20 protein-coding genes are annotated in these 23522 nt (G+C 38.5%); 16 read left to right on the top strand and 4 right to left on the bottom strand.

Annotation, left to right across the window (positions count from 1 at the left end; all coding sequences use genetic code 11):
- Nucleotides 1–6 precede the first annotated feature (6 nt).
- The 6 genes from ACFXN8_RS08585 (at nt 7) to ACFXN8_RS08560 (ending at nt 5714) form a co-directional block, all read left to right on the top strand.
- Nucleotides 7–1371 carry a murein hydrolase activator EnvC family protein gene (locus ACFXN8_RS08585; RefSeq protein ID WP_386844323.1) on the top strand — a complete coding sequence of 455 codons (1365 nt, stop codon included), beginning with the start codon at nt 7–9 and terminating at the stop codon, nt 1369–1371.
- Between the two features lie 319 nt (nt 1372–1690).
- Nucleotides 1691–2332 carry a hypothetical protein gene (locus ACFXN8_RS08580; RefSeq protein WP_386844321.1) on the top strand — a complete coding sequence of 214 codons (642 nt, stop codon included), beginning with the start codon at nt 1691–1693 and terminating at the stop codon, nt 2330–2332.
- Nucleotides 2329–2916 (top strand): peroxiredoxin family protein, encoded by a 588-nt coding sequence (locus ACFXN8_RS08575; RefSeq protein ID WP_386844319.1) that lies wholly within the window; start codon nt 2329–2331, stop codon nt 2914–2916. Before ACFXN8_RS08580 ends, ACFXN8_RS08575 begins: the two co-directional genes overlap by 4 nt.
- A 62-nt stretch (nt 2917–2978) precedes the next feature.
- On the top strand, nt 2979–3179 hold the full coding sequence (locus ACFXN8_RS08570) for a hypothetical protein (RefSeq protein ID WP_386844317.1): 201 nt from the start codon (nt 2979–2981) through the stop codon (nt 3177–3179).
- Between the two features lie 117 nt (nt 3180–3296).
- Entirely contained in the window at nt 3297–4742 is a 1446-nt protein-coding gene (locus ACFXN8_RS08565) for a S41 family peptidase (RefSeq protein ID WP_376071321.1), read from the top strand.
- A 525-nt stretch (nt 4743–5267) separates the two neighbouring features.
- Nucleotides 5268–5714 (top strand): MarR family winged helix-turn-helix transcriptional regulator, encoded by a 447-nt coding sequence (locus ACFXN8_RS08560; protein ID WP_376071323.1) that lies wholly within the window; start codon nt 5268–5270, stop codon nt 5712–5714.
- Between the two features lie 124 nt (nt 5715–5838).
- Here the strand turns inward: ACFXN8_RS08560 and ACFXN8_RS08555 are convergent, their stop codons facing one another.
- Nucleotides 5839–7302: an alpha/beta hydrolase family protein gene (locus ACFXN8_RS08555; RefSeq protein WP_386844314.1), complete on the bottom strand. Its 1464-nt coding sequence runs from the start codon at nt 7300–7302 to the stop codon at nt 5839–5841.
- A 375-nt stretch (nt 7303–7677) separates the two neighbouring features.
- On the opposite strand from ACFXN8_RS08555, the gene ACFXN8_RS08550 reads away from it, so the two are divergent.
- Entirely contained in the window at nt 7678–8859 is a 1182-nt protein-coding gene (locus ACFXN8_RS08550) for a PDZ domain-containing protein (protein ID WP_386844312.1), read from the top strand.
- A complete protein-coding gene (locus ACFXN8_RS08545) occupies nt 8859–9080 on the top strand; it encodes a DUF2198 family protein (protein WP_376071663.1) in 222 nt (73 codons plus the stop codon). The genes ACFXN8_RS08550 and ACFXN8_RS08545 overlap by 1 nt, the downstream gene beginning before the upstream one ends.
- Before the next feature lie 70 nt (nt 9081–9150).
- Here the strand turns inward: ACFXN8_RS08545 and ACFXN8_RS08540 are convergent, their stop codons facing one another.
- Nucleotides 9151–9477 (bottom strand): AzlD domain-containing protein, encoded by a 327-nt coding sequence (locus ACFXN8_RS08540; RefSeq protein ID WP_376071331.1) that lies wholly within the window; start codon nt 9475–9477, stop codon nt 9151–9153.
- Complete coding sequence (locus ACFXN8_RS08535) at nt 9474–10205, bottom strand: AzlC family ABC transporter permease (protein WP_386844309.1); 732 nt, start codon at nt 10203–10205, stop codon at nt 9474–9476. Before ACFXN8_RS08535 ends, ACFXN8_RS08540 begins: the two co-directional genes overlap by 4 nt.
- 125 nt (nt 10206–10330) lie before the next feature.
- Between ACFXN8_RS08535 and ACFXN8_RS08530 the strand changes: the two genes are divergently transcribed.
- The 7 genes from ACFXN8_RS08530 to ACFXN8_RS08500 all read left to right on the top strand — a co-directional run bounded on the left by ACFXN8_RS08530 (nt 10331) and on the right by ACFXN8_RS08500 (nt 22354).
- Nucleotides 10331–10882 (top strand): helix-turn-helix domain-containing protein, encoded by a 552-nt coding sequence (locus tag ACFXN8_RS08530; RefSeq protein WP_386844307.1) that lies wholly within the window; start codon nt 10331–10333, stop codon nt 10880–10882.
- An 11-nt stretch (nt 10883–10893) separates the two neighbouring features.
- A complete protein-coding gene (locus ACFXN8_RS08525) occupies nt 10894–11517 on the top strand; it encodes a TVP38/TMEM64 family protein (protein ID WP_376071340.1) in 624 nt (207 codons plus the stop codon).
- Between the two features lie 285 nt (nt 11518–11802).
- Nucleotides 11803–15312, top strand: a complete 3510-nt coding sequence (addB, locus tag ACFXN8_RS08520) for a helicase-exonuclease AddAB subunit AddB (RefSeq protein WP_386844305.1) — start codon at nt 11803–11805, stop codon at nt 15310–15312.
- Nucleotide 15313: 1 nt separating this feature from the next.
- Nucleotides 15314–19030 carry a helicase-exonuclease AddAB subunit AddA gene (gene addA / locus ACFXN8_RS08515; protein WP_386844303.1) on the top strand — a complete coding sequence of 1239 codons (3717 nt, stop codon included), beginning with the start codon at nt 15314–15316 and terminating at the stop codon, nt 19028–19030.
- A 98-nt stretch (nt 19031–19128) separates the two neighbouring features.
- Nucleotides 19129–20295, top strand: a complete 1167-nt coding sequence (locus ACFXN8_RS08510; RefSeq protein ID WP_386844301.1) for a DUF418 domain-containing protein — start codon at nt 19129–19131, stop codon at nt 20293–20295.
- A 484-nt stretch (nt 20296–20779) separates the two neighbouring features.
- Nucleotides 20780–21682: a fumarylacetoacetate hydrolase family protein gene (locus tag ACFXN8_RS08505; protein WP_386844299.1), complete on the top strand. Its 903-nt coding sequence runs from the start codon at nt 20780–20782 to the stop codon at nt 21680–21682.
- 306 nt (nt 21683–21988) lie between these two features.
- Nucleotides 21989–22354, top strand: coding sequence for a YisL family protein (locus tag ACFXN8_RS08500; protein WP_386844297.1), 366 nt, complete (start codon nt 21989–21991; stop codon nt 22352–22354).
- On the opposite strand, the gene ACFXN8_RS08495 is transcribed toward ACFXN8_RS08500, so the two are convergent.
- A complete protein-coding gene (locus tag ACFXN8_RS08495; protein WP_386844295.1) occupies nt 22355–22633 on the bottom strand; it encodes a hypothetical protein in 279 nt (92 codons plus the stop codon).
- Nucleotides 22634–22727: 94 nt separating this feature from the next.
- Here ACFXN8_RS08495 and ACFXN8_RS08490 point away from each other — a divergent pair.
- Nucleotides 22728–23522, top strand: a 795-nt coding sequence (locus ACFXN8_RS08490; RefSeq protein ID WP_386844293.1) for an alpha-amylase family glycosyl hydrolase, incomplete at its 3' end; no start/stop codon positions are given.

The following is a 23522-nucleotide window of genomic DNA, read 5'->3' as shown; positions in this document are numbered from 1 at the left end:
CAACCGGTGAAAAGTATGGCGAAAAACTTAATGAAATCACTTGCTGCAGCATCTGCACTATTTCTTTTTATCCAAACTCCATCAGCTTATGCAAATAGTTTATCGGATTTAAAAGATGAAAAGAAACAAATTGAATCAAAAAAAGATGGCATAAATTCATCCATCAAAAATAAATCAAATGCTATTACAGTAAATGAAGACAAGCAGCAAAAAATATTAGATCAAATTCAAACATTAAATGCTGAAATTGATAAAACGAATAGTAATATTAAAACTGTATTAGCAGAAATTCAATCTACAAATAAAGAAATAAAGTCTTTAGAAGATGACATAGCAGAGCTTCTACGCAAAATTGAAGAGCGTGATGTACTGTTAGAGGATCGTGCTCGTGCCCTCCAGGCGGGCGGTTCCGTTAGCTATTTAGACGTATTACTTGGTTCTAATAGCTTCGTAGATTTTATCGACCGATTCTCTGCTGTTAACGCATTGCTTGAAGCGGATCGACAAATTATCCAGGATCAAAAAGATGACAAGCAAAAATTAGAGGAACAAAAGCAAGTCTTAGAAAGTAAACGTCAAAAGCTCGAAGATAAAAAAGCTGAGCTTGATCGTTTAAAAGCATCATTGAATGGACAAAAAGCTGAGAAAAACAAATTAATTGATCAATTAGAAAAAGAACAAGAAAAGCTGAAGTCTGAAAAAGTATTGCTTGAGAAAGAATATTCTGAGGCTCTTGAGATTAGTGCGGATTTACAGCAAAAAATCATTAATGAACAAAATCGATTAGCTGAAATTGCTCGTAAACAAGAAGAGAAACGTAAGGCAGCCGCTGCTGCAGCCGCAGCCGCAGCAAAAGCATCTAATTCAAGTAATTCAAGTAATTCAAGTAATTCAAGTAATTCTAGTAATTCAAGCAATAATAGTGGTGGTGGGTCTTCAACAGTCGATGCTCCACAATCGAATGGTACATGGATTAAGCCAACAAATGGTCGTTTAACATCACCTTATGGCTGGCGTAATATTGGCGCAGGTCCAGAATTCCACTATGGAGTCGATCTTGCGAATAGTACAGGTACTCCAATTTGGGCAGCTGCAGACGGTGTTGTTTCTTACGCTGCACCACTTAGCACGTATGGTAATGTTGTCATCGTTACACATTCTATCGACGGTCAAATTTACACGACTGTGTATGCACACTTAAATTCTTTCAATGTTAGTGTTGGTACAGAGGTATCCCAAGGTCAGCAAATAGCAACAATGGGTATGACTGGACGTGTAACAGGACCTCACTTACACTTTGAAGTGCACATCGGCCCTTGGCAAGGACAAAAAGCCGGAAGTGTGAATCCATTAAAATATATTCCGGTATAAACATATTGAAAGCTATACATTAGGGTTCTTCTAATGTATAGCTTTTTTGTTTGCCGTTCATTTCTCTTCAGTCTTTATTATTAAAAATATAGGCCAGGTTTAAGGTGGACCTAGCGTTATGTGGAAGCCTATTTCTTAGTATGGCACTATTTTATATTTATCGTATTAATACCTCGGTGGGTATTTCAATAAAATTGCTCATCAAGAGTCTATTTTTTGCATGTTTCAGGGAGATTTTTTGAACACAGTGTGAAATGACAATTCATATAAAGAATATATGCTATGCTAAAACTATCTTTTTTTGTGGAGGATTTATTAGGTGAATAATACAGAATGGTTCTCTGTTCGGGCACTAACATTTCCAGCAACAGCTATCGCTCTGCTTGTGGCATTTTTTATTGTGTGGCTCGTTTTACGGGTACAATTTCCGAAGAAATGGGCGGGGGTATATGGTGACGCGATTTTTACCTTTATTCTCGTTTGGAAATTTAGCATAATTGTCACTGATTTTAAAGCTGTTATTGCGCAACCGTTTGCGCTCCTTTATTTCAATGGTGGAACAATTGGTGTCTTTTTAGGGGTAATGGCAGCATCATTACAGCTTTGGTGGAAGCGCCAAAAAATTCATTTTGACGAAACTGGAATCGCTGCTTGTAGCTGGGCAATCATTTTAACGCAATCGGGCTATCAATGGCTTGTGGTGTTACTAAATGATAATCCAACCAATAGCGAAGTGATTACTTTAATCGTGCTAAGCGCACTAACAGTCCTCATACTATGGAAAATAACTGCTATCAATCGTGCACTACTTTTATATACGATTGGTCTTATGATGGTGGCCTTCTTTCAGCCGCATGGTTTATGGCAACCGGCTGTAGGGGTGAGCGTCATATTACTTATAGTAGGTATAGGGATTCAGCGTTTTGCTGGCGTAACTAAATTATTTGGGGGTAAGGAATGAAAAAAAATATTGGACTACTTATCGTCGTGTTATTAATAGTCGCGATGATTGGTACATATGTTAAACAGCAGATTGATAAGGATCGTGAAATTGAAACAGCTTCTCTTGGGAAAGAAATGGATGAACGAAAGATTGGTTTAAACAATGGAGATACGCCACCGGATTTTACTTTAACAAGTTTGGATGGCAAAAATGTGACATTGAGTGAGCTTCGTGGAAAAAAAGTCGTGTTAAACTTTTGGGCAACATGGTGTCCACCATGTAAGGCAGAAATGCCACATATGCAAAATTATTACGAACAAAATGCTAAAAAAGATAATGTAGAAATAATAGCTGTCAATTTAACAAAGGCTGAACGAGATGTTACAGAGGACGCAAAAATAGATTCTGTCATGACATTTAAAGAAAGTTTCAATTTAACATTTCCCATTTTACTCGACCAGAAAAACTCAGCCGGCTTAGCCTACCAAGTAATAACGATTCCTACAACCTATTTTATTGATTCAAATGGATATATTCGACGTGCTATTACAGGGCCGATGAATACGGAAATGTTAAAAAGCTATGTAGATGCAATGGACTAAGCAAATAATAAATTTCAAAGAATCTGCTCGTTTTCCGGAAGAAACGAAGCAGATTTTTTTATGTGAATATTCCCTTGTTTATCAAATACCCGCGGAAGAAAGGTGAATACCCGCGAATGTGGAGTGAATACCCGCGGAAGGAAGGTAAATACCCGCGGAAGGAAGAAAAATACCCGCGAATGTGGATAGAATACCCGAGCAAGAAAGGCAAATACCAGTTGTCCGCAATAGAATACCCGAGCAGGGGAGATAAATACCCGTGATACATAATAGAATACTAGCGAAACAAAAATCATAGGATTCAACAAAGTATTTTGAAGCTTAATCTTGTATGTTTGAAAAATAAAATTCATACAGTAAAGAGACGGAGGAGGGAAGGTTTGCGCAAAATAATGGCGGGTGTTGGCGTACTTGCTAGTAGTCTATTGTTAGGGAGTGGTATTTATTTTGACTGGTTTAATTTAGGGGATAAAAAGGAACCAGTCGTTACAGAGGTTGATTCGATTAATGAAGCGATAAATTTAATTGAGGAAAAATCTGTATACAATACGAAAAAAGGTGCATTGGTGGAGGGGGCACTTCGTGGTATGGCAGATGCTATTAAGGACCCTTATAGTACCTATTATTCGAAGGAAGAGGCGGAGCAACACCGACAAATGTTAGCTGAGGAAAGAGTGGGTATTGGGATTGAGCTAACTGAAAATAACGGGAAATTTATTGTTGTTTCTCCAGTCCGTTCGTCTCCAGCAGATAAAGCAGGAATGCGCTCTCTTGATGAAATTGTACAAGTTGATGGCGCTCGAGTGGAAGGTAAAAAGATGAGTGAATTAATGCAATTAATTCAAGGTGAGAAGGGGACGAAAGTAACGATTGTCGTCTATCGTCCAAGTGAGGATAAACATATTAAAATGACGATGGAACGAGCAGCAATTTCCAATAAAACAGTAACGAGCGAAGTTGTGAACGTGGAAAATACGCCGATAGGTTATGTGGAAATTTCAATTTTTGGTGAGAAAACGGCAAATGAGTGGGTTGCCGAAACAAGTAAATTGCTTCGAAAAGATATAAAAGGGTTAGTAATTGATGTGCGGGATAATCCAGGTGGTTATTTACATAGCGTCGCAGCGCTACTGAGCACAGTATTGGAGAATGGCAAAGTGTTTGCCTATATGCAAAATGCTGAAGGTGCTATGGAACCATTAAAAACGGAATCAAAAAGCTTTGATGAAAAGTATTTACAGACAATGTACAAAATACCGATTGTTGTTTTACAGAATGCGGGCAGTGCATCTGCTAGTGAAGTACTTAGTGGTGCTTTAAAAGGCTGGGGACGTGCTTCCCTTGTTGGCGTCAAGAGCTTTGGAAAGGGGACGGTACAGGAGTCTTGGTCTCTGAAAAATGGTGGGGAGCTTAAATTGTCCACAAATAAATGGCTGACACCAAAGCGCGAATGGATTCATGGGCAAGGGATTGAGGCTAATTTATTGATTGAACAAAATGAATTATTCGCTTTCCAAATGCATCCACTATCAGGCAAGTTTAAAGTGGGAGATATGAGTGAGGAAATTGCTTATACGCAAAATGCTTTAAAAAAGCTAGGTTATAAAATTGCTCGTTTAGACGGTTACTTGGATGAATCGACGGAGGAGGCTGTTAAGCTTTATCGAGACGATAAGAAATTGAAAAAAGCAGAAGAGAATAGTAGTATAGACACTACCTTCTTTAACAGCTTAAACGAAACGTTGAAAAAATATAAAGAGGATCGTCAAAATGATTTACAGTTCCAAATGGCGACAAGCTTTTTATTGCATAATATTGAAGAATAAATAATATAAGATGTGTTGATTTGGGGAATATGGGTCGGTAATAGGATTATTTTGCTTTTGTATCACCATTTTTAGCTGATTGTAGGGCCACTTAGTACTCCTGTCATAGAGTAAAGGAGTAGCCCGTTGTAGCTTTGTAATTAAATTTACGATATTAACCTTGATATGGGGACATATCGAAAGAGCATGTTTTGAAAAAAGATTGATCAAACATGCTCTTATTTAATTTGACAGATTAAGTTATACATAAGCTTGGTTATTTTTTAAAAATTGTTGCTAAGCCCTCTGTTAGTTAACAATTAAGTTTATCAGTTGTAATATGATTAGTCGGAAAATTTAGAGACTTTAATTATTTCTTCAATAGGAGACAATGCCGCTTCGGCAATATTCTTGTTACTGTTGGCTAAGTATTGCTTAATTAAGTGGTAGCCAATACCCCTCAAATCCCTTTAATAATTGACAAATTTATTATGGTTAAGCAAAATTAACTTAACTAAAAATAAATGAATTAGGGATGATAAATCTATGCATGATTATCTAATAATTATAGACAAAATCAATCAACAATTTGAGCAGTTCAAATTGTTAGTTTTACAAGAAACAAAAGAGGTAGAAGAATTAGAGAACTTTCACTTAACTCCTCAACAAGAAATTATTATGTGCTATATCATTCGTAGCGAGCCGGTAATTGCGAAAGATATTGCAAGTCATTTTGATATTTCAAAAAGCGCGGTTAGCCAAGTAATTTCAAAGCTAGAAGAGATGAAAATGATATATCGTCAAGAAAATTTAACAAATCGTAGAGAAACCTTTATTTATCTTGGGGATAAGGGTCAAGAGTTTCATCAGCTTCTTAAAAAAATTGACGACATTCTTGTAGAAAAATATTACTCAAAAGCAAGCTTAACAGAGTTAAAAAATGTTTTGGATACATTAAATAAGATTGTCGGAACTAAAAAACTAAGTGATTAAGTTAAAAAAGAATAACTTTAGAAAAATGTTACCTAATCAATTCCTGAATTTAGGATAAACTGAATAGTGTATGAAAAAATATTATGCTGCGTATTTTTTCATACGACTATGTTATTTTAATCTATCAATCATTTTTAATATTGGCTTTAAAATAGTAGAACTGATCTTCTTTTTTTTCTTTCCTAAGCAATGGATCAAGCTCTTCACCTTTCACATAGTGATCAAAGAAAGCCAAAATATACCGATTCATAATTGAATGGAAATGACTTATATCAATATTCCATGACAACAGAGGAGAGAGAAAGGGGAAATCTGTAAAAGAATAATGATCTCCTGCTGTAAAAGTAAGCATAAAAGTATCGCCCTTTATTCCCTCTTTATAGTGAAAATCAGCAAGCTCTGTAATTTTATCATGATACTTTTGAAACTCTTCTGAAGTGATATTTGTATATTGAATTTCTTCATCAGGTATATAAAGATAATCTTCATCTAAAATAAACATAAAAGATTGTTCAAATCCTGAGCCAGCTACTGGTTCATGCAAAGGCCCATCTATATTGATTCCTGCAGAAATCCTACTATCATCCAACAATGCTTGAGCGGCTGTTGACCCCCCATATGAATGCCCGAATATCCCGATTCTGTCCATGTTCATCTTTCCAGTAAATAAACCTTGAGGATCCTTATCATTTATTGTTGTTAATTGATCTAGCACATAGCTCATATCTTTTGATCGCCTTTTGACATCTTTCTCATCTTCAATATCAAAAGAATAAGAATAGGCGTCTGTCTGATTCATGATTTCCCGTCCATCTGGAAACTTAGTATAGGCTGCATCATTAGTATGGTCAACGCTGACAACAACGTAACCATGACTTGCTAGCTCCTCCATTTGGGAAAAACTTTGCATTCTGGTACTGCCATATCCGTGAGAAAATAAAAGAACCGGAAATTTATCTTCTTGATTGGATACGGCTATATCTTTTATGCTGTTAGTTTGTCCATACTTCAAATACTCAAAAATAAAGCGCGGAGCAGAAAAAATGAATTCCATCGTTCCCGACCATTCTTCGTAAGGAAAGGATTCATAATGAATATCCTTCGCATCACCTTTCACCTCTGCTGGATACCATATTTGTATCATCAATTCCCGAGCTTTTTGTTCCGAGTCATGTCTGGATTCATCTATTAAATGCCTTGAGTTCATACCAACTTCAAAAGGACCTGCAGGCTTTGGGAGTTGAAATACAGGCATGACAGTGACTAAACCAAAGCTGCTAATCGAATAAATGGTAATAAACAAAATATAAAAAAGCTTTTTGCCCTTCCTTTTATTTTTCGAGCTTACAACTATGGTTTTTTCTGTGTTCCTTTGTATGAATGGCTTTATTGTGAATACAGTTAAAAGAATAAATAAAATATAGGTTAAACCCATTTGCCATCGATAACCCTCAAGCCCCAAATGAATAATCAAAAGGATAAGTGCAGTGATATTAGTAATAATTTTTATTTTTTTACAAAATTCAAACAGAAAAGAAAAAAGCCACAAAATATGAAATACAATTAAAATCCCTTCAAACAGCCTCATTAATCTCAACTCCAATTCTAAAAATCGTTTAGTTTAGTTAACTCTACTTAACTATATATAGCGAGAATCTAAATGTCAATTTTTTCAGAAACATTCTAATCTATGAATAGTGATCAACTCCAAAAATTCGGAAAGTTGTAAAATTTAAACAAAATTCATTTTACAAAACATACATCTGTATCGGAAATAGCGTCTTCTAATTGTATAAAAATTGTTACTAACACACCTGCAACGTTAGTTAAAATCTGTGACTCTGGTTGAAATACGATAAAAAAATAAGAATAGCAAGCTTTCTACTAGTTTGTACTACGCAAGAGTGTAGTCGTTTGATACAATAAATTCATAGTATTCTAGATAGAAACGGCGGGTGTTCGTATGGTTAGTGATATATTAATAGAAATTGTAACAGCGATTGGCCGCTTTTTAATCAACCCATTAATGTATATCGCCATTTTATTTGCGATTTTATTAGGTTATAGTCGTGTAAAGCAGGAGCGTAAATTTTTTAATAGACGTATTATTTGGGGTTGGACAGAGCTAATGGGGCAATGGAGATATGGTTGGTTATCTGCCCTCCTTATTTCACTAGTAAGTGTTGGTTTAGGTTTAACGGTGCCAAAAGTTTTTATAATGATTTTAATCGCTATTTCTGCATTGGCGCTATTATTGTACTTCATTAATGCCCTTTCACCTATCTATACGATGGGTTTTGCGACGTTAGCGATATGGTGGATGTATCAATACAATTGGACATTTTCTTGGTGGAATATCTCTTTAGAAGGTGTAAATTTATTAGATGGCTCCATTGTAACGATTACGATTTTAGCAGGTCTATGTGTGATTGCGGAAGGCATGTTAATTCGTCGAACAGCAATAATGGTCACGACGCCGCAAGTTGAAAAGACGAAGCGAGGCATGCAGGCAATTGTCTATCGTTCAAAAAATGTATGGGTACTACCAATCTTTTTTGTAATACCTGGTGATATTATTCCGGTAGATTTCCCATATTGGCCACAATTTACATTAGGAGAGAGTACCTTTGCACTTGTACTTTTCCCAATTGTTATAGGCTTTTCAAAGCTTACTAGAAAAGAATTACCGGCTTTGCAATTGCCTAAAATTGGCCGATCCGTGCTAATGCTTGGACAATTAATTTTAATAGGTGGTCTCGCAGCAGCCTTGGAGCCATTCATCGGCTTTATAACGCTAGCAATTGGTGTAGTGATTCGTATCATCATTTCAATCTTCTACGCGCTGCAGGATAAAACGGACATTTATGCGGTTGCGCCAAGTTCAAAGGGCGCTATTATTGCGGCAGTTTTACCTGATTCACCAGCTGAAAAAATGGGCTTATTGGCAGGGGAATGTATTCGTAAAGTAAACGGTCAGGCCATTTTTACTGAAAATGATTTATACGAGGCTTTGCAATTAAATGCTGCCCATTGTCGTCTAGAAGTAGTAGATCGCAACAATGAAATACGCTTAACCCAGCATGTTATCTATAACAATGATCATTATCGTATTGGATTATTACTAGCTGAGCCGAGGGATATATGATGGATGTTTTCGGGAAAATGATGTTAGCGTTATTTTTACCAGCTTTACTCGTATTATTGTTTACTAGAATTACGTTTAATCGGTATGTCGCTTTAATATTGGCAATTGCTCTTATTGGGGCATCTGTATATGCAGGTTATACTTCGCCGCCTATTATTTTCGTAATCGATGCATTTTCGTTAACAGTAGGCTTTTGGCTAGCAAGTAAAATGAAAAAATAAAAGTACCGTTTAGGTTAATAGAAAAGGTCAGTCTAAAGTGATAGCTTCCTCACTTTTAAGACTGACCTTTTTACATGAAAAATCTTACGGCTGCCATAATGATAACCCCTGCTACAACTGTAATAGATAAGCTTTTGGTAACAAGTGCAATAATAAGTGTTGGCACAAATGTAATAAATACAGGCCAATCAAGTGTAACCATTTTTCCGTTTTCGGTATCCAATAAGTTTTCGATGACAAGAGCACTCAAAATACAAACGGGGATAAAGCTTAACCATTTTAATACGACCTCTGGTAGCTTCACACTCCGGACGAACATAAAAGGGATAATACGTGGTAGCCAGGTTACAAGTGCACAGCCAATGATGAGCCATACCATAGTAGCAGTTGTCGTCATTTATCTGTCACCACCCCTATAGTTGCCACAATCATTGTTGAAAGAAGAACAGCCACATGCGAAGGCACAATATAAGAAAGACCATACATAATGACAACCATATAGCCGATTAATATAAGATAATGCATGATTTTACTTTTGCCTACACTACTAAGCTGAAGAACAAGGAGTGCCACAAACATAGCAATCAAAGCGAAATCTAAACCCCATTTTTCAGGATTTGCTACCCACTGTCCCAAGTAGGCGCCAGTTACACAAGAAAGAATCCAAAAGGAGTAGGCAGTTATATTCAGCCCATCCATCCATTTTCCATGTAGCTTACCGGTTTGCATTTGCTTCGTAACTGCTACACCAAATGTTTCGTCCGTTAATAATGTGCCGAAACCAACATTTCTTAGCATAGAATAACGCGTAAAATGAGGAGCTAATGTTAAACTCATTAGTAAATGGCGTAAATTTACAACAAAAATGGTTACAATAATAGCAGAGGCAGGGCTATTTGTTAAAAGTAGTGCACAAAAGATAAATTGTGCAGAGCCTGCATAGACGAGTATAGTTAAAAGTGCAATTTCGAGTACAGATAACCCAGAAGCGGAACCTACAACACCGAAAGCAAGTCCAATACTAATATAACCGAGTAAAGTGGGGATGCAATCTTTCACGCCTTGTAAAAAGCTATCGTCTGGCGTGTTTACCGTTTCATTCTGAAAATCAGTTGTACTTGTCATAAAATAGATCATCCTTTCTAAAAAATTTCCATGTATACTAATGATGGAATAGTTTGATAGTTCGTAATGTTTATTAAAGTATACATATGTCTTATAAAATAAACAATAGGAATAGGTGAATTAAAATGGAACAAATGAGTCGAAATTTAGCATTTCAATTAAAGAAGATTCGACAACAGCGTCATTTAAGCTTAGACGATGTTGCCAAGGCTACAGGTGTAAGTAAAGCGCAACTTGCACAAATTGAAAAAGGAGAGGCCAATCCTACAGTATCAACGATTTGGAAAATTGCTGCGGGAATGCGCACTTCATTTTCTTCGTTATTACAAGCACCCACCGCACACTTCATGAAATATAGTAGTAAGGATGCGCCACATGTAGATGAAGATGAAGGTCGATATCGTGTGTATTCCATTATTCCTTATAATCCAGAACGTGGCTGGGAGCTATATAAGATTGAAATGGAGCCCGGAGCCCTTAGCAGGAGTGAGGCTCACACAGAAGGGGTAGAAGAAACTGTAACTGTTATCCAAGGACAAGCCATTATTTCTGCTGGAGAGATGCATGAATTACTGGAAGAAGGGGATACACTAGTATTCTCAGGACATCAACCCCATGAGTATAAAAATACTTCGGAAAAGTTAACGATTTTACATTTAATTTTGCAATATAAGTAGAGGTGTCGATTTTGAGTGAATGGTTTACTGTAGATAATATCGAGAATATTGCGGCACAATATCGAACGCTTGGCCCAGTCATTGGATTATTTTTAACGTTTATAGAGGCGTTTTTTCCATTTTTACCTTTGGTCGTGTTCGTTGTCGCCAATGCGAGCGCATTTGGTTTATGGTTAGGTTTTTTATTATCCTGGATAGGTTCTGCAGCTGGTTCATATGCAGTATTTTTGCTTGTCCGACATTTTGGCAAGCATCCAAAGCTCCGATTTGTCACAGGCAGTAAAAAAGTACAGCAGCTAATAAAATGGGTAGATATGAATGGTATTAGTCCTCTGTTCGTGTTACTTTGTTTTCCTTTCACACCCTCAGTTGTTGTAAACATTGTAGCGGGGCTATCTCATATTCATAAAAAGTTTTATTTTGTGGTGTTATTGGCTGGGAAGTTCGTTATGATTTTAGGAATGAGCGTGCTCGGTTACGATTTAAAAGCGCTTCTAACAAGCCCTGTAAGACTAATTATTGCGGCTGTTGCGATTGTCGTGCTTTGGTGGATCGGCAAGTTTATAGAGAAACGATTAAACGCGCGTGTAGAGAAAGATTTAAAGCATGCGCGAAAATTGACGAAAAATCATTAACGTTGAAAGTTGAATATGCACATCTTACCCCTTTTATCATGTAAAATGAGAGAAGGGGTTTTTTATCTTCATTAATAAAGGTAAGGCAATGCAATGCTCGAAAAACATTGAGTAGCGCTTAGATAAAATATTTTAAAATGCATAGGTAGAGTAGCAAAGTGATTAGGTAGAACCGCAAAGTGATCGGGTCAGTGCAAAAACCGCTCAGGTAGACCAGCAAAGCCCAGGTGTTCCACAACAACTATCACTTTTTAAAATAGATAATTAACAGGAGGGGAAAAGTACATGACATTGCGTATCGTATCAGGACGTTCTGGAACAGGTAAATCAACGTTTATTCATCAAGAGATTGTCGAACAACTAAAATCGGATCCGTTAGGTCATCCAATTTTTGTAATTGTTCCCGACCAAATGTCGTACTCAACGGAGTATGAGCTAACGAATAAGCATGGCTTGCAAGGCTTAATTCGTGCGCAGGTCATGACATTTAAACGATTGGCATGGCTAGTGTTACAGGAAACGGGTGGTATTGCTCGAAAAGAAGTAAATGGCTATGGTTATCGAATGCTTATCCGTAAACTTTTAGAGGAACAAAAAAGTGAGTTTTCGTTATTTCGACAAGCAGCTGGGAAACGAGGCTTTACAGAAGAAATTGAAACGCTATTACGAGAGTTTAGTCGTTATAGTGTAAATAGTTCAGTGTTAGCTGAAGTAACAGCATCTTTGAAGGTCATTGATGCGCCTAATACATTGCAAGCGAAGGCTAATGATTTACAAGTCGTTTTACAAGCTTTGGAGGAACGATTGGGCACGACGTATGTCGATAGTGAGGGATATTATCCGATTTTAACCGAGCATCTGAAATACTCTGAGACGATGAAGCAGGCGTCCATTTATATAGATGGTTTTACTGCATTTACTGTAAGGGAACTAGAACTTGTAAAAGAGTTATTAAAGGTGACAAAACAGGTGACGGTAGTTCTTCCCTTTGACCATATTGAAGAAGTGTATGATGAGCAATCTTTATTCCATGAAGCTGCTTCTACTAACCAACGTTTACACGACATTGCCTATGAAGAGGGCATTGACGTTGAAGCACCATTGCACTTCTATCATACGCATCGTTTTCAATCTGCTGATTTACAGCATATGGAAGCTAGGTTTGCTGATTTGGTGCCTCAAACGAAAGAAGCTTCAGGTGATGTAATGGTACTTGAAGCTTCTAATCGACGTGCGGAGATACATGCCATTGCCCGGGAAATAACAAAGCTGACAAGAGAGACGGGGTATCGTTATCAAGATATAGTACTTCTTTATAGACAAGCAGAAGTCTATGATCCGCTTATTACAACTATTTTTCAGCAATATGATATTCCTATTTTTACAAATTCGAAAAAGACGATGCTTCATCACCCTTTAATTGAGCTTAGTCGGTCGGCTTTAGAGGTTATTACTTCTGGTTGGAAATATGAACCAGTTTTTCGTAGTGTGAAAACAGATCTGTTTTTCCCATTACATGCTGAGTTAAATGTTTGGCGAGAGCGTGCGGATCGTTTAGAAAACTACTGTTTAGCACAGGGTATCTTTGGTGAGCGCTGGTTTGAGGAAGCTCGATGGTTTTTCAAAAAGTATCGTGGGCTTGAATTCCATTCACGCGTACAAACGGACGAAGAACGTGCTATGCAAGCAGAAATCGAGGCCGTTCGAGATGAAGTTCGTCAGCCGCTCCAATTATTACAGGACAAGCTAAAAGTAGCGACAACAGGTAGAGATGTTGCGACAGCTTTATTTGAGCTGATTGAGCGTTTACATGTTTATGAAAAGCTTCAAGCAATGAAGGACCGTGAACTTGATCGAGGTGATGCATTAGCTGCAAGTGAGCATGATCAAGCTTGGAAAGAATGGATTGCAGTGCTCGATCAGTTTGTTTATATGTTTGGTGAGCAGGAGATGTCTGTAGAGGAAGCGGCAAAAATTTTAGATGAGGGCTTTGATACATTAGAATTTTCGCGTATCCCACCTACATTAGATGAGGTCATGGTAGCGACCGTTGATTTAGCACGTTTATCGAATATAAAAGTCGCTTTTGTCTTAGGGATGAATGATGGGGTCTATCCTACTCGTATGGAGTACGAGGGATTGCTGTCAGATACTGAACGTGAATGGTTTAGTCAAATTGGTTATGAGCTTGCGCCAACATCTAAGAATCGTTTGATGCAGGAAAATTTCTTGCTATATCGTGCTTTAACGACGCCATCCGATAAATTATATATGTCCTATTCAACGGCAGATGAAGAAGGCAAGGCACTATTGTCTTCGCTCTATATAAAGAAAATTATCGGCAATGATAGAACGGCTGGCCTTTTGAGTGGTGTCAAGGTCGAACGAGTGGTTATTGATCCAATTGAATTACTGGATGAAAGTGGTTTACCGTATATACGTCATCCACGTACGGCTTTAGCACATTTAATGGTGCAAAAACGCCAAGCTGAACACAGCCGCGAGCTTGCGCCAGAGTGGGTAGCGTTACAAAAAATTTATAAACAGGACCCTTATTGGGCACTTGTTTATGATCGAGTTTTACATCCAATCACTCATAAAAATGAGGCAGAGCCTTTAGAAAACTACATTACGCAAGAATTATATGGTCAAAAGCTAACTTCTAGTGTGTCTCGTGTTGAGAAATACTTCCGTTGCCCATTTTCGCATTTTACAACGTATGGGCTTCGTCTAGAAGAACGGGCTGAGTATAGACTTGAAACATTTGCAATGGGCGATTTATTCCATGAGGCATTGAAATGGATTACTGAGGAGACACACCGTCTGCAGCTATCATGGATACGTTTAACAAAGCAGCAAATTAAACAATTAGCACGACAAGCCGTTGAACAAATTGTACCGGTATTTTCACATCAAATCTTACTGTCAAGCGCGCGTTATCGCTACATTCAACGAAAGCTTATTCGGATTGTCGAGCGAACAATGACAGCACTTACACAGCATGCAAATGTATCTCACTTTAAGCCAATCGCTATTGAGGCATCATTTGGACCGGGACAAAATGAACAGCTTCCACCGCTTGAAATTGATTTAACAGGTGGTAAGAAAATGTTAATGCGAGGTCGTATTGATAGGGTAGATAGTGCGTCTATTGATGACCGCTCTTATTTACGGATCGTCGATTATAAATCATCAGCTCGTGATTTAGATTTGAATGAGGTTTACTACGGATTGTCTCTTCAGGTACTAACGTATCTAGATGTAGCGATGGAAAATTCCTCTTACTGGTTACCAGGTGAAGCGGAGCCAGCTGGTGTTCTTTATGTACATGTCCACAATCCAATGCTAAAGCTTGATAAGGATTTAAGCGACAGTGAAATTGAGGAAGACCGTTTAAAACAATACAAAATGAAAGGTCTTTTGTCGGAAAATGCAGAGGCCATTTTATCGATGGACGAGCAATTAGAGGAATCGAGTGGGCATTCAAAAATTATTCCTGTCTATATGAAGAAAGATGGGACACCATCAGAATCTCAGTCACGGGTTGTACCTGTAAATGATATGAAAAATCTACAGCATTTTGTACGGCGCAAGCATCAAGAGGCTGGTAACGGAATTTTAGCAGGGGATACCTCTATTAGTCCGTATAAACTGAAATCAAAAACAGCCTGTGACTACTGTCAATTTACAGCTGTTTGTCAATTTGACCCATCTGATGGCAAGCAAAGCTACCGTCAGTTACAGCAAGCAAAACCGAATGATATCGTTGAGATAATTCGGAAGGAGATGAAGTAAGTTGGTACAAAAAATACCTGAAAAGCCAGCGGAAGTGACATGGACTGATGACCAGTGGAAGGCCATCTATGCAAGCGGCCAGGATACACTTGTATCGGCTGCGGCAGGCTCTGGTAAAACGGCAGTTCTCATTAATCGTATGATTGAAAAGGTAGTGGCGACAGAGAATCCCATCAATGTCGACGAGTTACTTGTCGTAACATTTACAAATGCATCCGCTGCTGAGATGCGTCACCGTATGGCGGAGGCGCTTGAAAAGGCTATTGCAGAAAATCCAACTTCCAACCATTTGCGACGCCAGCTAAGCCTTGTCAATAAAGCACAAATTTCAACGCTGCATTCTTTCTGCTTAGCTATTGTGAAGCAGTACGCCTATATGCTAGATATTGATCCAGGCTTTCGTATAGCGAATGAGGCAGAGGTTGCGTTGTTAAGGGATGATATATTAGCAGAGGTATTAGAAGATGCTTACGATTCTGAGGATGAGGCTCAGGTTCAAGCAATCTACCGTCTTGTTGATAGTTTTACATCGGATCGCGATGATCAGGCGATAGAAACCTTAATAAGCAAGCTTTATGATACGTCTCGTGTTCATGCGGAGCCCCTAAAATGGCTTCGTAGTCTACCAGAGACATATGACTTAGCAGCAGACGTGACTATTGATGATTTAGAGCTGTCGAAATATGTGAAGTTAACAGTCAAGCATAGTCTTGAGGAGGCATTTGTGTTAATTTCTGAAATGCGTGCCATTACGCTACAGCCCGAGGGACCTGCACCATATGCTGAAACTGCAGAAATGGATTTTGCCATGATTCAGGAAGGCATTCGCATTAGTCGTGAAGGAACGTGGCAAGAGCTCTTTGATTATTTTGGCACGGTGAAATGGTCCACTTTAAAGCGTGTATCAAAGGATGCTTTAGTGGATGTGGAGCTACAAGATCTTGCTAAGAAAAAACGTGAGGCAGCAAAAAAAATTGTGAACAAGCTTAAAGAAACTTTTTTCGTTCGGACTCCTGCACGCTTGCTGGAAGAGATACGATTAATGGGTCCGACGATTGGAACATTAGTCGAATTGACAAATGTTTTTAGTGAACAGTTCCGCATGGCAAAATTAGAACGAGGAATTATTGATTTCTCAGATTTAGAACATTTCGCCTTGCAAATTTTAACTGTAGAAGTCGATGGTGAATTACAGCCTTCACCTGTTGCTCTAGATTTAAAGCAACGTTTTAAAGAAGTGCTTGTGGACGAATACCAAGATACAAATATGTTACAAGAAACCATATTACAGCTTGTGAAAACAGGTAGTGAGCAAGAGGGAAATCTGTTTATGGTTGGGGACGTAAAGCAAAGTATTTACCGTTTCCGATTAGCAGAACCAAAGCTTTTTATGCGCAAGTACAGTGAGTTTCTAGAGGCCCCAGATTTAACGGGAATGTGTATAGATTTAAACGCTAATTTCCGTAGTCGACAAGAAGTGTTGAACGCTACAAACTATGTATTTGCTCAAATTATGGGTGAGCGAGTTGGAGAAATTCTTTACGATGAAAATGCTTCACTAAAGCCAGCAGCACCCTATGATGACAAAGAAGTTCCGGTAGAGCTAGTCATCATGCATCCTCCCGGGGAAGAGGAGCAGGACGAAGAGGCAGAAGATACTGTAAGCGATGCCTCTGAATTAGAGGAATTAAAAAAATCACAGTATGAGGCACGTTTTATCATTGAGCGTATTCGACAAATGATGGAGGACGGGACAACCGTATTCGATACAAAAACGAAGACAGAACGTCCGTTAAAATATAGTGATATTGTCATTTTAATGCGTTCAATGACATGGTCAACAGATTTAGTAGAGGAATTTAAGCTTGCAGGAATCCCGCTCTATGCGGAGTCCTCCAAAGGGTATTTTGATGCGCTTGAAGTGATGATTATGCTGAATGTATTAAAGGTTGTCGATAATCCATATCAGGATATTCCTTTAGCCTCGGTGCTACGCGCTCCATTTGTTGGCTTAACAGAAAATGAGCTAGCGAAAATCCGGCTAGCAGATACAAAAGCGCCATTCTATGATGCATTAAGGCAATTTATTCGAAGTGATGGACATGGTGTGCAATCTGACACTTTTGTGAAGCTTCAACGATTTATGCTAGCATTTGAAAGCTGGCGAGATTTAGCACGACGAGGTTCACTGTCAGATTTAATTTGGAAAATTTATTTAGACACGCATTATTATGAGATGGTAGGGGCGATGCCAAATGGTAAGCAGCGTCAGGCCAACTTACGTATTTTACATGACCGTGCTTTAATGTATGAGAAAACAGCCTTTCGAGGACTATTTCGCTTCTTACGTTTTATTGATCGTATGCGTACACGTGGCGATGATTTAGGAACGGCGAAATCGATTGGAGAAAAGGATGACGTCGTCCGTCTTGTGACCATTCACTCTTCCAAAGGGTTAGAGTACCCCGTTGTCTTTGTTGCAGGCATGGGGAGACCGTTTAATAAAATGGATTTCCACAACCCTTATTTATTCGATCAAGATTTTGGCCTTGCGGTGAAGGCGATTGATCCAGAAAATCGTATTACGTATACGTCTCTACCATTTTTAGCTTTGAAGGAGAAGAAGGAGCTTGAAATGCGTGCTGAGGAAATGCGTGTATTATACGTAGCGATGACCCGTGCAAAGGAGCGACTTATTTTAGTAGGCTCGGTAAAAAATTGGGATAAAACCCGCGACAATTGGCTGGATGCACAAAGTTTGCCGGTAGATGCCCCACTGCAGGAGTATTTACGCGCTAGAGCTAATAGTTACTTTGATTGGCTTGGGCCTGCAGTTGCAAGACATGCAGATTTTTCAGCCATTGCTACTTCCTCCTATAAGGCATCAGAGGATGTATCGCATTGGTGGGTACGAGCTATTGAAACAAGCCATTATGCGTATGATATACAGGCGTTAGAGGATGAGGTACAGCAATTACTAGAAACGCCAGAGGACGAAGCTTTGCAGGCGGAAATTACGATGCGCTTTCAAGCACAGTATGCGTTTCAGAAATCAACACAAAAACGCTCTAAAACATCTGTAAGTGAAATCAAGCGTTTAGAAAATCTACAGCGACAGGAAGAGCCTGAATATTACTTCTCAGCACCTTCGAAGCAAAAAACGACTACCGTTGCACCCCGTCCAACCTTTTTACAGGACAAACAGATGACAGGTGCAGAAATAGGGACAGCGGTTCATACAGTCATGCAACATGTCCCTCAAAACGGCTTTACGGATGTACAGGAAGTTCAGGAGTTTGTCGCTAATTTAGTGGCAAGACAGCTTCTGACCGAGGCTGAGGGAAAAGTTGTTCCGTGGAAAAAAATATATAATTTCTTTACAACAGACATTGGACAACGCTTTAAAAAAGCAAAAACAATTCGAAGAGAGCTGCCATTTACGATTAGTAGAGTAGATGAAGATGGTGACGCTCAAATTGTTCAAGGTATTATTGATTGCTTATTTGAGGATGAAAATGGTGAATGGATCTTGCTTGATTATAAGACAGATCGTATCCAATCACATTTTGCTGAGGAGCCAGCGCTAACGAAGGAACTCTTAAACCGATATGGTGTCCAGCTTAGAGTTTATAGTGAGGCGATTGAATCGATCCTTCAAATTAAAGTGAGTGATAAGGTTCTATATTTATTTGATATTGAACGGGCTTTACAAGCATAAGTGAACGCGGTGAAAACAGGGCTATCTGATATAGTTTCAGATAAGGGAATGAATGTTAGAGAGTCCTGTTTTCCCATATACATAGAGGAGGCTATTTTGTGGAGTTAAAACCGACAATGTTGCAGGAACGCATCGCAACATTAGATATTTTACGTGGTATTAGCTTACTAGGCATTTTACTCGTTAATATGTTTGCCTTTTATTTGCCAATGCCCTATATTGATTTGGCATCATGGTTTACAACACCGTCAGATATAGTGTGGCATCAAAATTTAGATATTTATGTACAAAGTAGCTTTTATCCACTGTTTGCCATGTTATTTGGCTATGGACTCGCTATGCAATGGCAGAAAGCACAAAGTCGTGAACAAAATTTTTATGCGATAGGACTGCGAAGACTTTCTGTATTATTTGTATTTGGTTTGATACATGCTGTGCTCATTTGGTGGGGCGACATTTTGATGATGTATGCATTTTGTGGCATTTTTTTAGTGCTATTACTACGTTTACATCCAATTTGGTTATTGTCAATCGGCATTATGATTAGTGGTGTCATGCAAGCTTTTATGTTATTTATAGTAGGATTTATTAATTTTAATACAACCATTGATGAGTATTTAAATATTACTTCGGTAGAGCAGGCGATAACTGCTTATGGAACAGGGAGTTGGATTGATGCATTTATGCAACGCTTAACCGATCTATCTGTTCAGGCAGGGATCGGCATGTGGTTTGTAGCATTATTTACAATTCTACCATTTATGTTAATCGGTGCCGCAGCGTCTAAATGGCGTTTAGTAGAACGAGCGAAGGAATTCAAATGGCTATGGCTGGCACTAGCAATAGCTGGGTTAGCAATTGGTATTTTTATTAAAAGCTCACCGATCATGTTTACGCGTACGTATTTATTAGACTACTTGAAAGTATACATAGGTGGTCCAATTTTAGCAGTAGGCTATGTGGGGCTCATTGTTTTACTTTGTTTACTTCCAGTTGTACCAAAATTGCTTAGTCCTTTTGCGAAAATAGGGCGCATGTCGCTAACGATGTACATCCTTCAATCGATTATTGGAACATGTCTATTTTATCAATTTGGATTTGGTTGGTATGGCAAAGTAAGTGTAGCAACAGGCGTGCTAATTGCTGTCAGCATTATTATTGTACAAATGGTTGTGGCAGAAATATGGTTAGCGAAATGGCAACAAGGTCCGTTAGAGGCTTTATGGCGCAAATTAACTTATAAGGCGAAAACGAAAGCAGACTAATTGTGTGGAGGTGCTTGACTCTCTTGCAAGAAACGAGCAATCTGCGATGGAAATCAGCCTTCATTTTTAATGTGATGGCAACATAAAGTGAATGAATGCGTCTTGTATAATAAGAATAATTTATTGCGATTGGCTCATTATCAAAAGTTGGGATAGCATTTGTTAAAACGTATGTTAGTTGATTGTAGTGGAGGATGGGCGACTCCTTGGGGATCAGCGATAGAGGAACGAAGGCTAAAACCATCACGTCCTGTGATAACGCCTTCGTGACCAACATCGTGTTGGCCCGAGACCCTGGAGCGAGCAAAGCGAGTGAAGCGGCTCATCGGACGCCCCCAGGAAAGCGCCCAGCCGGAACGGAAATCAACCCACGTTATGGTGATGAGCCCACGACTTAATAGGAATAAAAATAGTTGTCGCAAAAGTAAGGCAATTCCTATAATATTGTTGTATCATGTAGAAAAAAGAAGGAGCTCTGAAAATCATGAAAATTTTATCATTTAAATTAGGTGGACATGTAAGCTTTGGACCAAAAGTAAAAAAAGAAGAAGCAGTATGGGATGTACTCGCTATTCAAAATGAACTTCAAGTTCTCCCTTCTTTTTCAAGTTCAATTGTAGATGGCATTGCTTTAGGCTTTGATTTTGTTGAACAGATTCGTAAATTAGTAGAAGCCGCTGAAAAATCAGACCGTGCTAATAGCTTCAAACGCGAATTTACAGTGATCGAGTGGTTATCACCGATTCCACGCACACCAAAAAACATTATGTGTATTGGGAAAAACTATGATGAACATGCTAAAGAAATGGGTGCAGAGGCAGCTCCAACAGACGTAATGGTATTTACAAAATCTCCGACTGCTATTGCTGCTGATGGCCAAACAATTTCTATCCATGCTGATCTTTCATCTAAAATGGATTATGAAGGCGAATTAGCGATTGTCATTGGTAAACGTGGTAAAAATATTCCGAAAAACTTAGCATATGATTATGTATTTGGCTACACGATTGCCAATGATCTAACAGCTCGTGATTTACAAGAAAAACATAAGCAATTCTTCTTAGGAAAAAGCTTGGATGGAACTTGTCCACTTGGACCTTACCTTGTAACAAAAGATGAAATTCCGAATCCACAAGATTTAACAGTCGTAACAAAAGTGAACGACGAAGTGCGTCAAAACGGCTCAACAAAAGATATGATGTTCACTGTAGAATCATTAGTATCGATTTTATCTCAGCATGTAACATTAGAGCCGGGCGATGTTATTTTAACGGGTACTCCAGCGGGTGTTGGTAAAGGCATGAATCCGCCACAATTCTTAAAAGCTGGTGATACAGTGAAAGTGTCCATTCAAGGCATCGGTACTTTAGTGAATCATTTTGAATAATTTTTTCAAATCCGCGTGAGTTTATCTCCGCGGATTTTTAACTTCTTTCAGCAGGTGTCTAAGCATCCGCGAAATAGAGGAACTCAGTTATTGCCATGTCCTGTGGTAATGACTGAGTAACCAACATCGGTGCCGCTGTCGCTACGCTTTCGCGCAAAAAACATTTGTTGGCCTAAAGCCTCCGACGCAATTATGCCGAGGCATAATTGATGTAAATTATATGAACACTATTGTAATGTTTGAAACCCTTTCCATCACATGGTAGGATAGAGTTTGATAGAAAAAAGAATATGAGGTGGGACAATAATGGGATTTTTAACTGACTCAACACATGCGCATATTGCTACTTGGGTAGTTGCAATCGTAATCTTTTTAATTGCGGCATTAATGGGCAAGCAGTCAAAAGGCTTACATATGACATTACGTTTATTCTACATTTTAATTATTATTACTGGCGGGGCACTATTCTTCCAATATCAAACTAATGATCCAATGCTTTATGGCTTGAAATTCTTAGGCGGTATTTTAGTCATTGGTATGATGGAAATGGTATTAGTTCGTCAGAAGAAAAATAAACCAACTGGTCTGTTTTGGATTTTATTTGCGGTATTCTTATTCATTACATTATTCTTAGGCTTCAAACTGCCAATAGGACTAGATTTCTTGGCATAATTATTTAGAAAAGTCGTGAAGATTTCGCTTCACGGCTTTTATTTTTGCGGGAAGGTAAATCCGTTCAGACAGCTTGAGAAACTGCTCAGGTAAGCCAGAGAAGTGATCGGGTAGGGCAAAAAACTGATCAGGTAAGCCAGAGAAGTGATCGGGTAGGGCAAAAAACTGATCAGGTAAGCCGGAGAAGTGATCAGGTATGCCGAAGAACTGCTCGGGTCCCGGTCCAAGCTGATGAATTGTATTTGAAGGAGAAGTTGACACCTTTTTGTCGTAATTCATTTTGCATTTTCGGAAAATATTTTGAAATCATAGCGGCGTGACTATTTTATTTGGTAAAATGACGATGGATTGGTTTGAAAGAGAGGGAATAAAAGTGAAATTCAAGAAGTGGATAAGTGCAACAGCTGCATCGCTTTTACTAGCAACTTCATTAATGAGTGCTACACCAGTTGCACATGCTGATGAAGCGTCGACAAGAACGATTGCAGAAGAAAGCATCTATGATTTACTCGTTGACCGTTTCTTTAATGGTTCGGGCACTAACGATTTTGATACAAATACGCAAGACCCTACTAAATTTGCAGGAGGCGATTTTGCAGGTTTACAGGATAAACTAAAATTTATCGGAGAAATGGGCTTTACAATCGCTTCTATTGGCCCGATTTTTGCCACTGAGAAATATGATGGATCGATGCCGACGAGCTACTCTACAATAGAGCGTCATTTTGGGACATCTGAGGAGTTTCAAAGTGTGATTGAGGCTTATAAAGCTAAAAATGTATCGATCATGGTTGATTTTCCACTAAACAATGTAAGTCCGAATCATGAGTGGGCAAAAGATCCAGCGAAAAAGGACTGGATTGCCTCAACAAATGATGGACAAGTACAGTGGGACTTAACAAACAAAGAGGTACAAGAAGCACTTATTAAATCAGCAACAGACTTTGTCTCTACATATGATGTTGGTGGGTTGCGTTTAACAAATATTGCTGGTGCTGATACAGAATTTATCAATACAGTGATTAAGGCATTAAAAGATACGAAAAAATCACTCTATGTGATTTCAAATGAAGAAAGTAATGCAAACTTTGATGCAAGCTTTTCTAAAGCTTCAGCTGATATTTACCGTAATATCTTTAAAAATGTTGATATGGATTCTACTAAGTTG

The organism is Lysinibacillus sp. NPDC059133 (assembly GCF_042755925.1).
Classification (GTDB): Bacteria; Bacillota; Bacilli; order Bacillales_A; family Planococcaceae; genus Lysinibacillus.
Note: the sequence above shows the minus strand (reverse complement) of the source record. Positions and strands in the feature narration are given on the sequence as shown.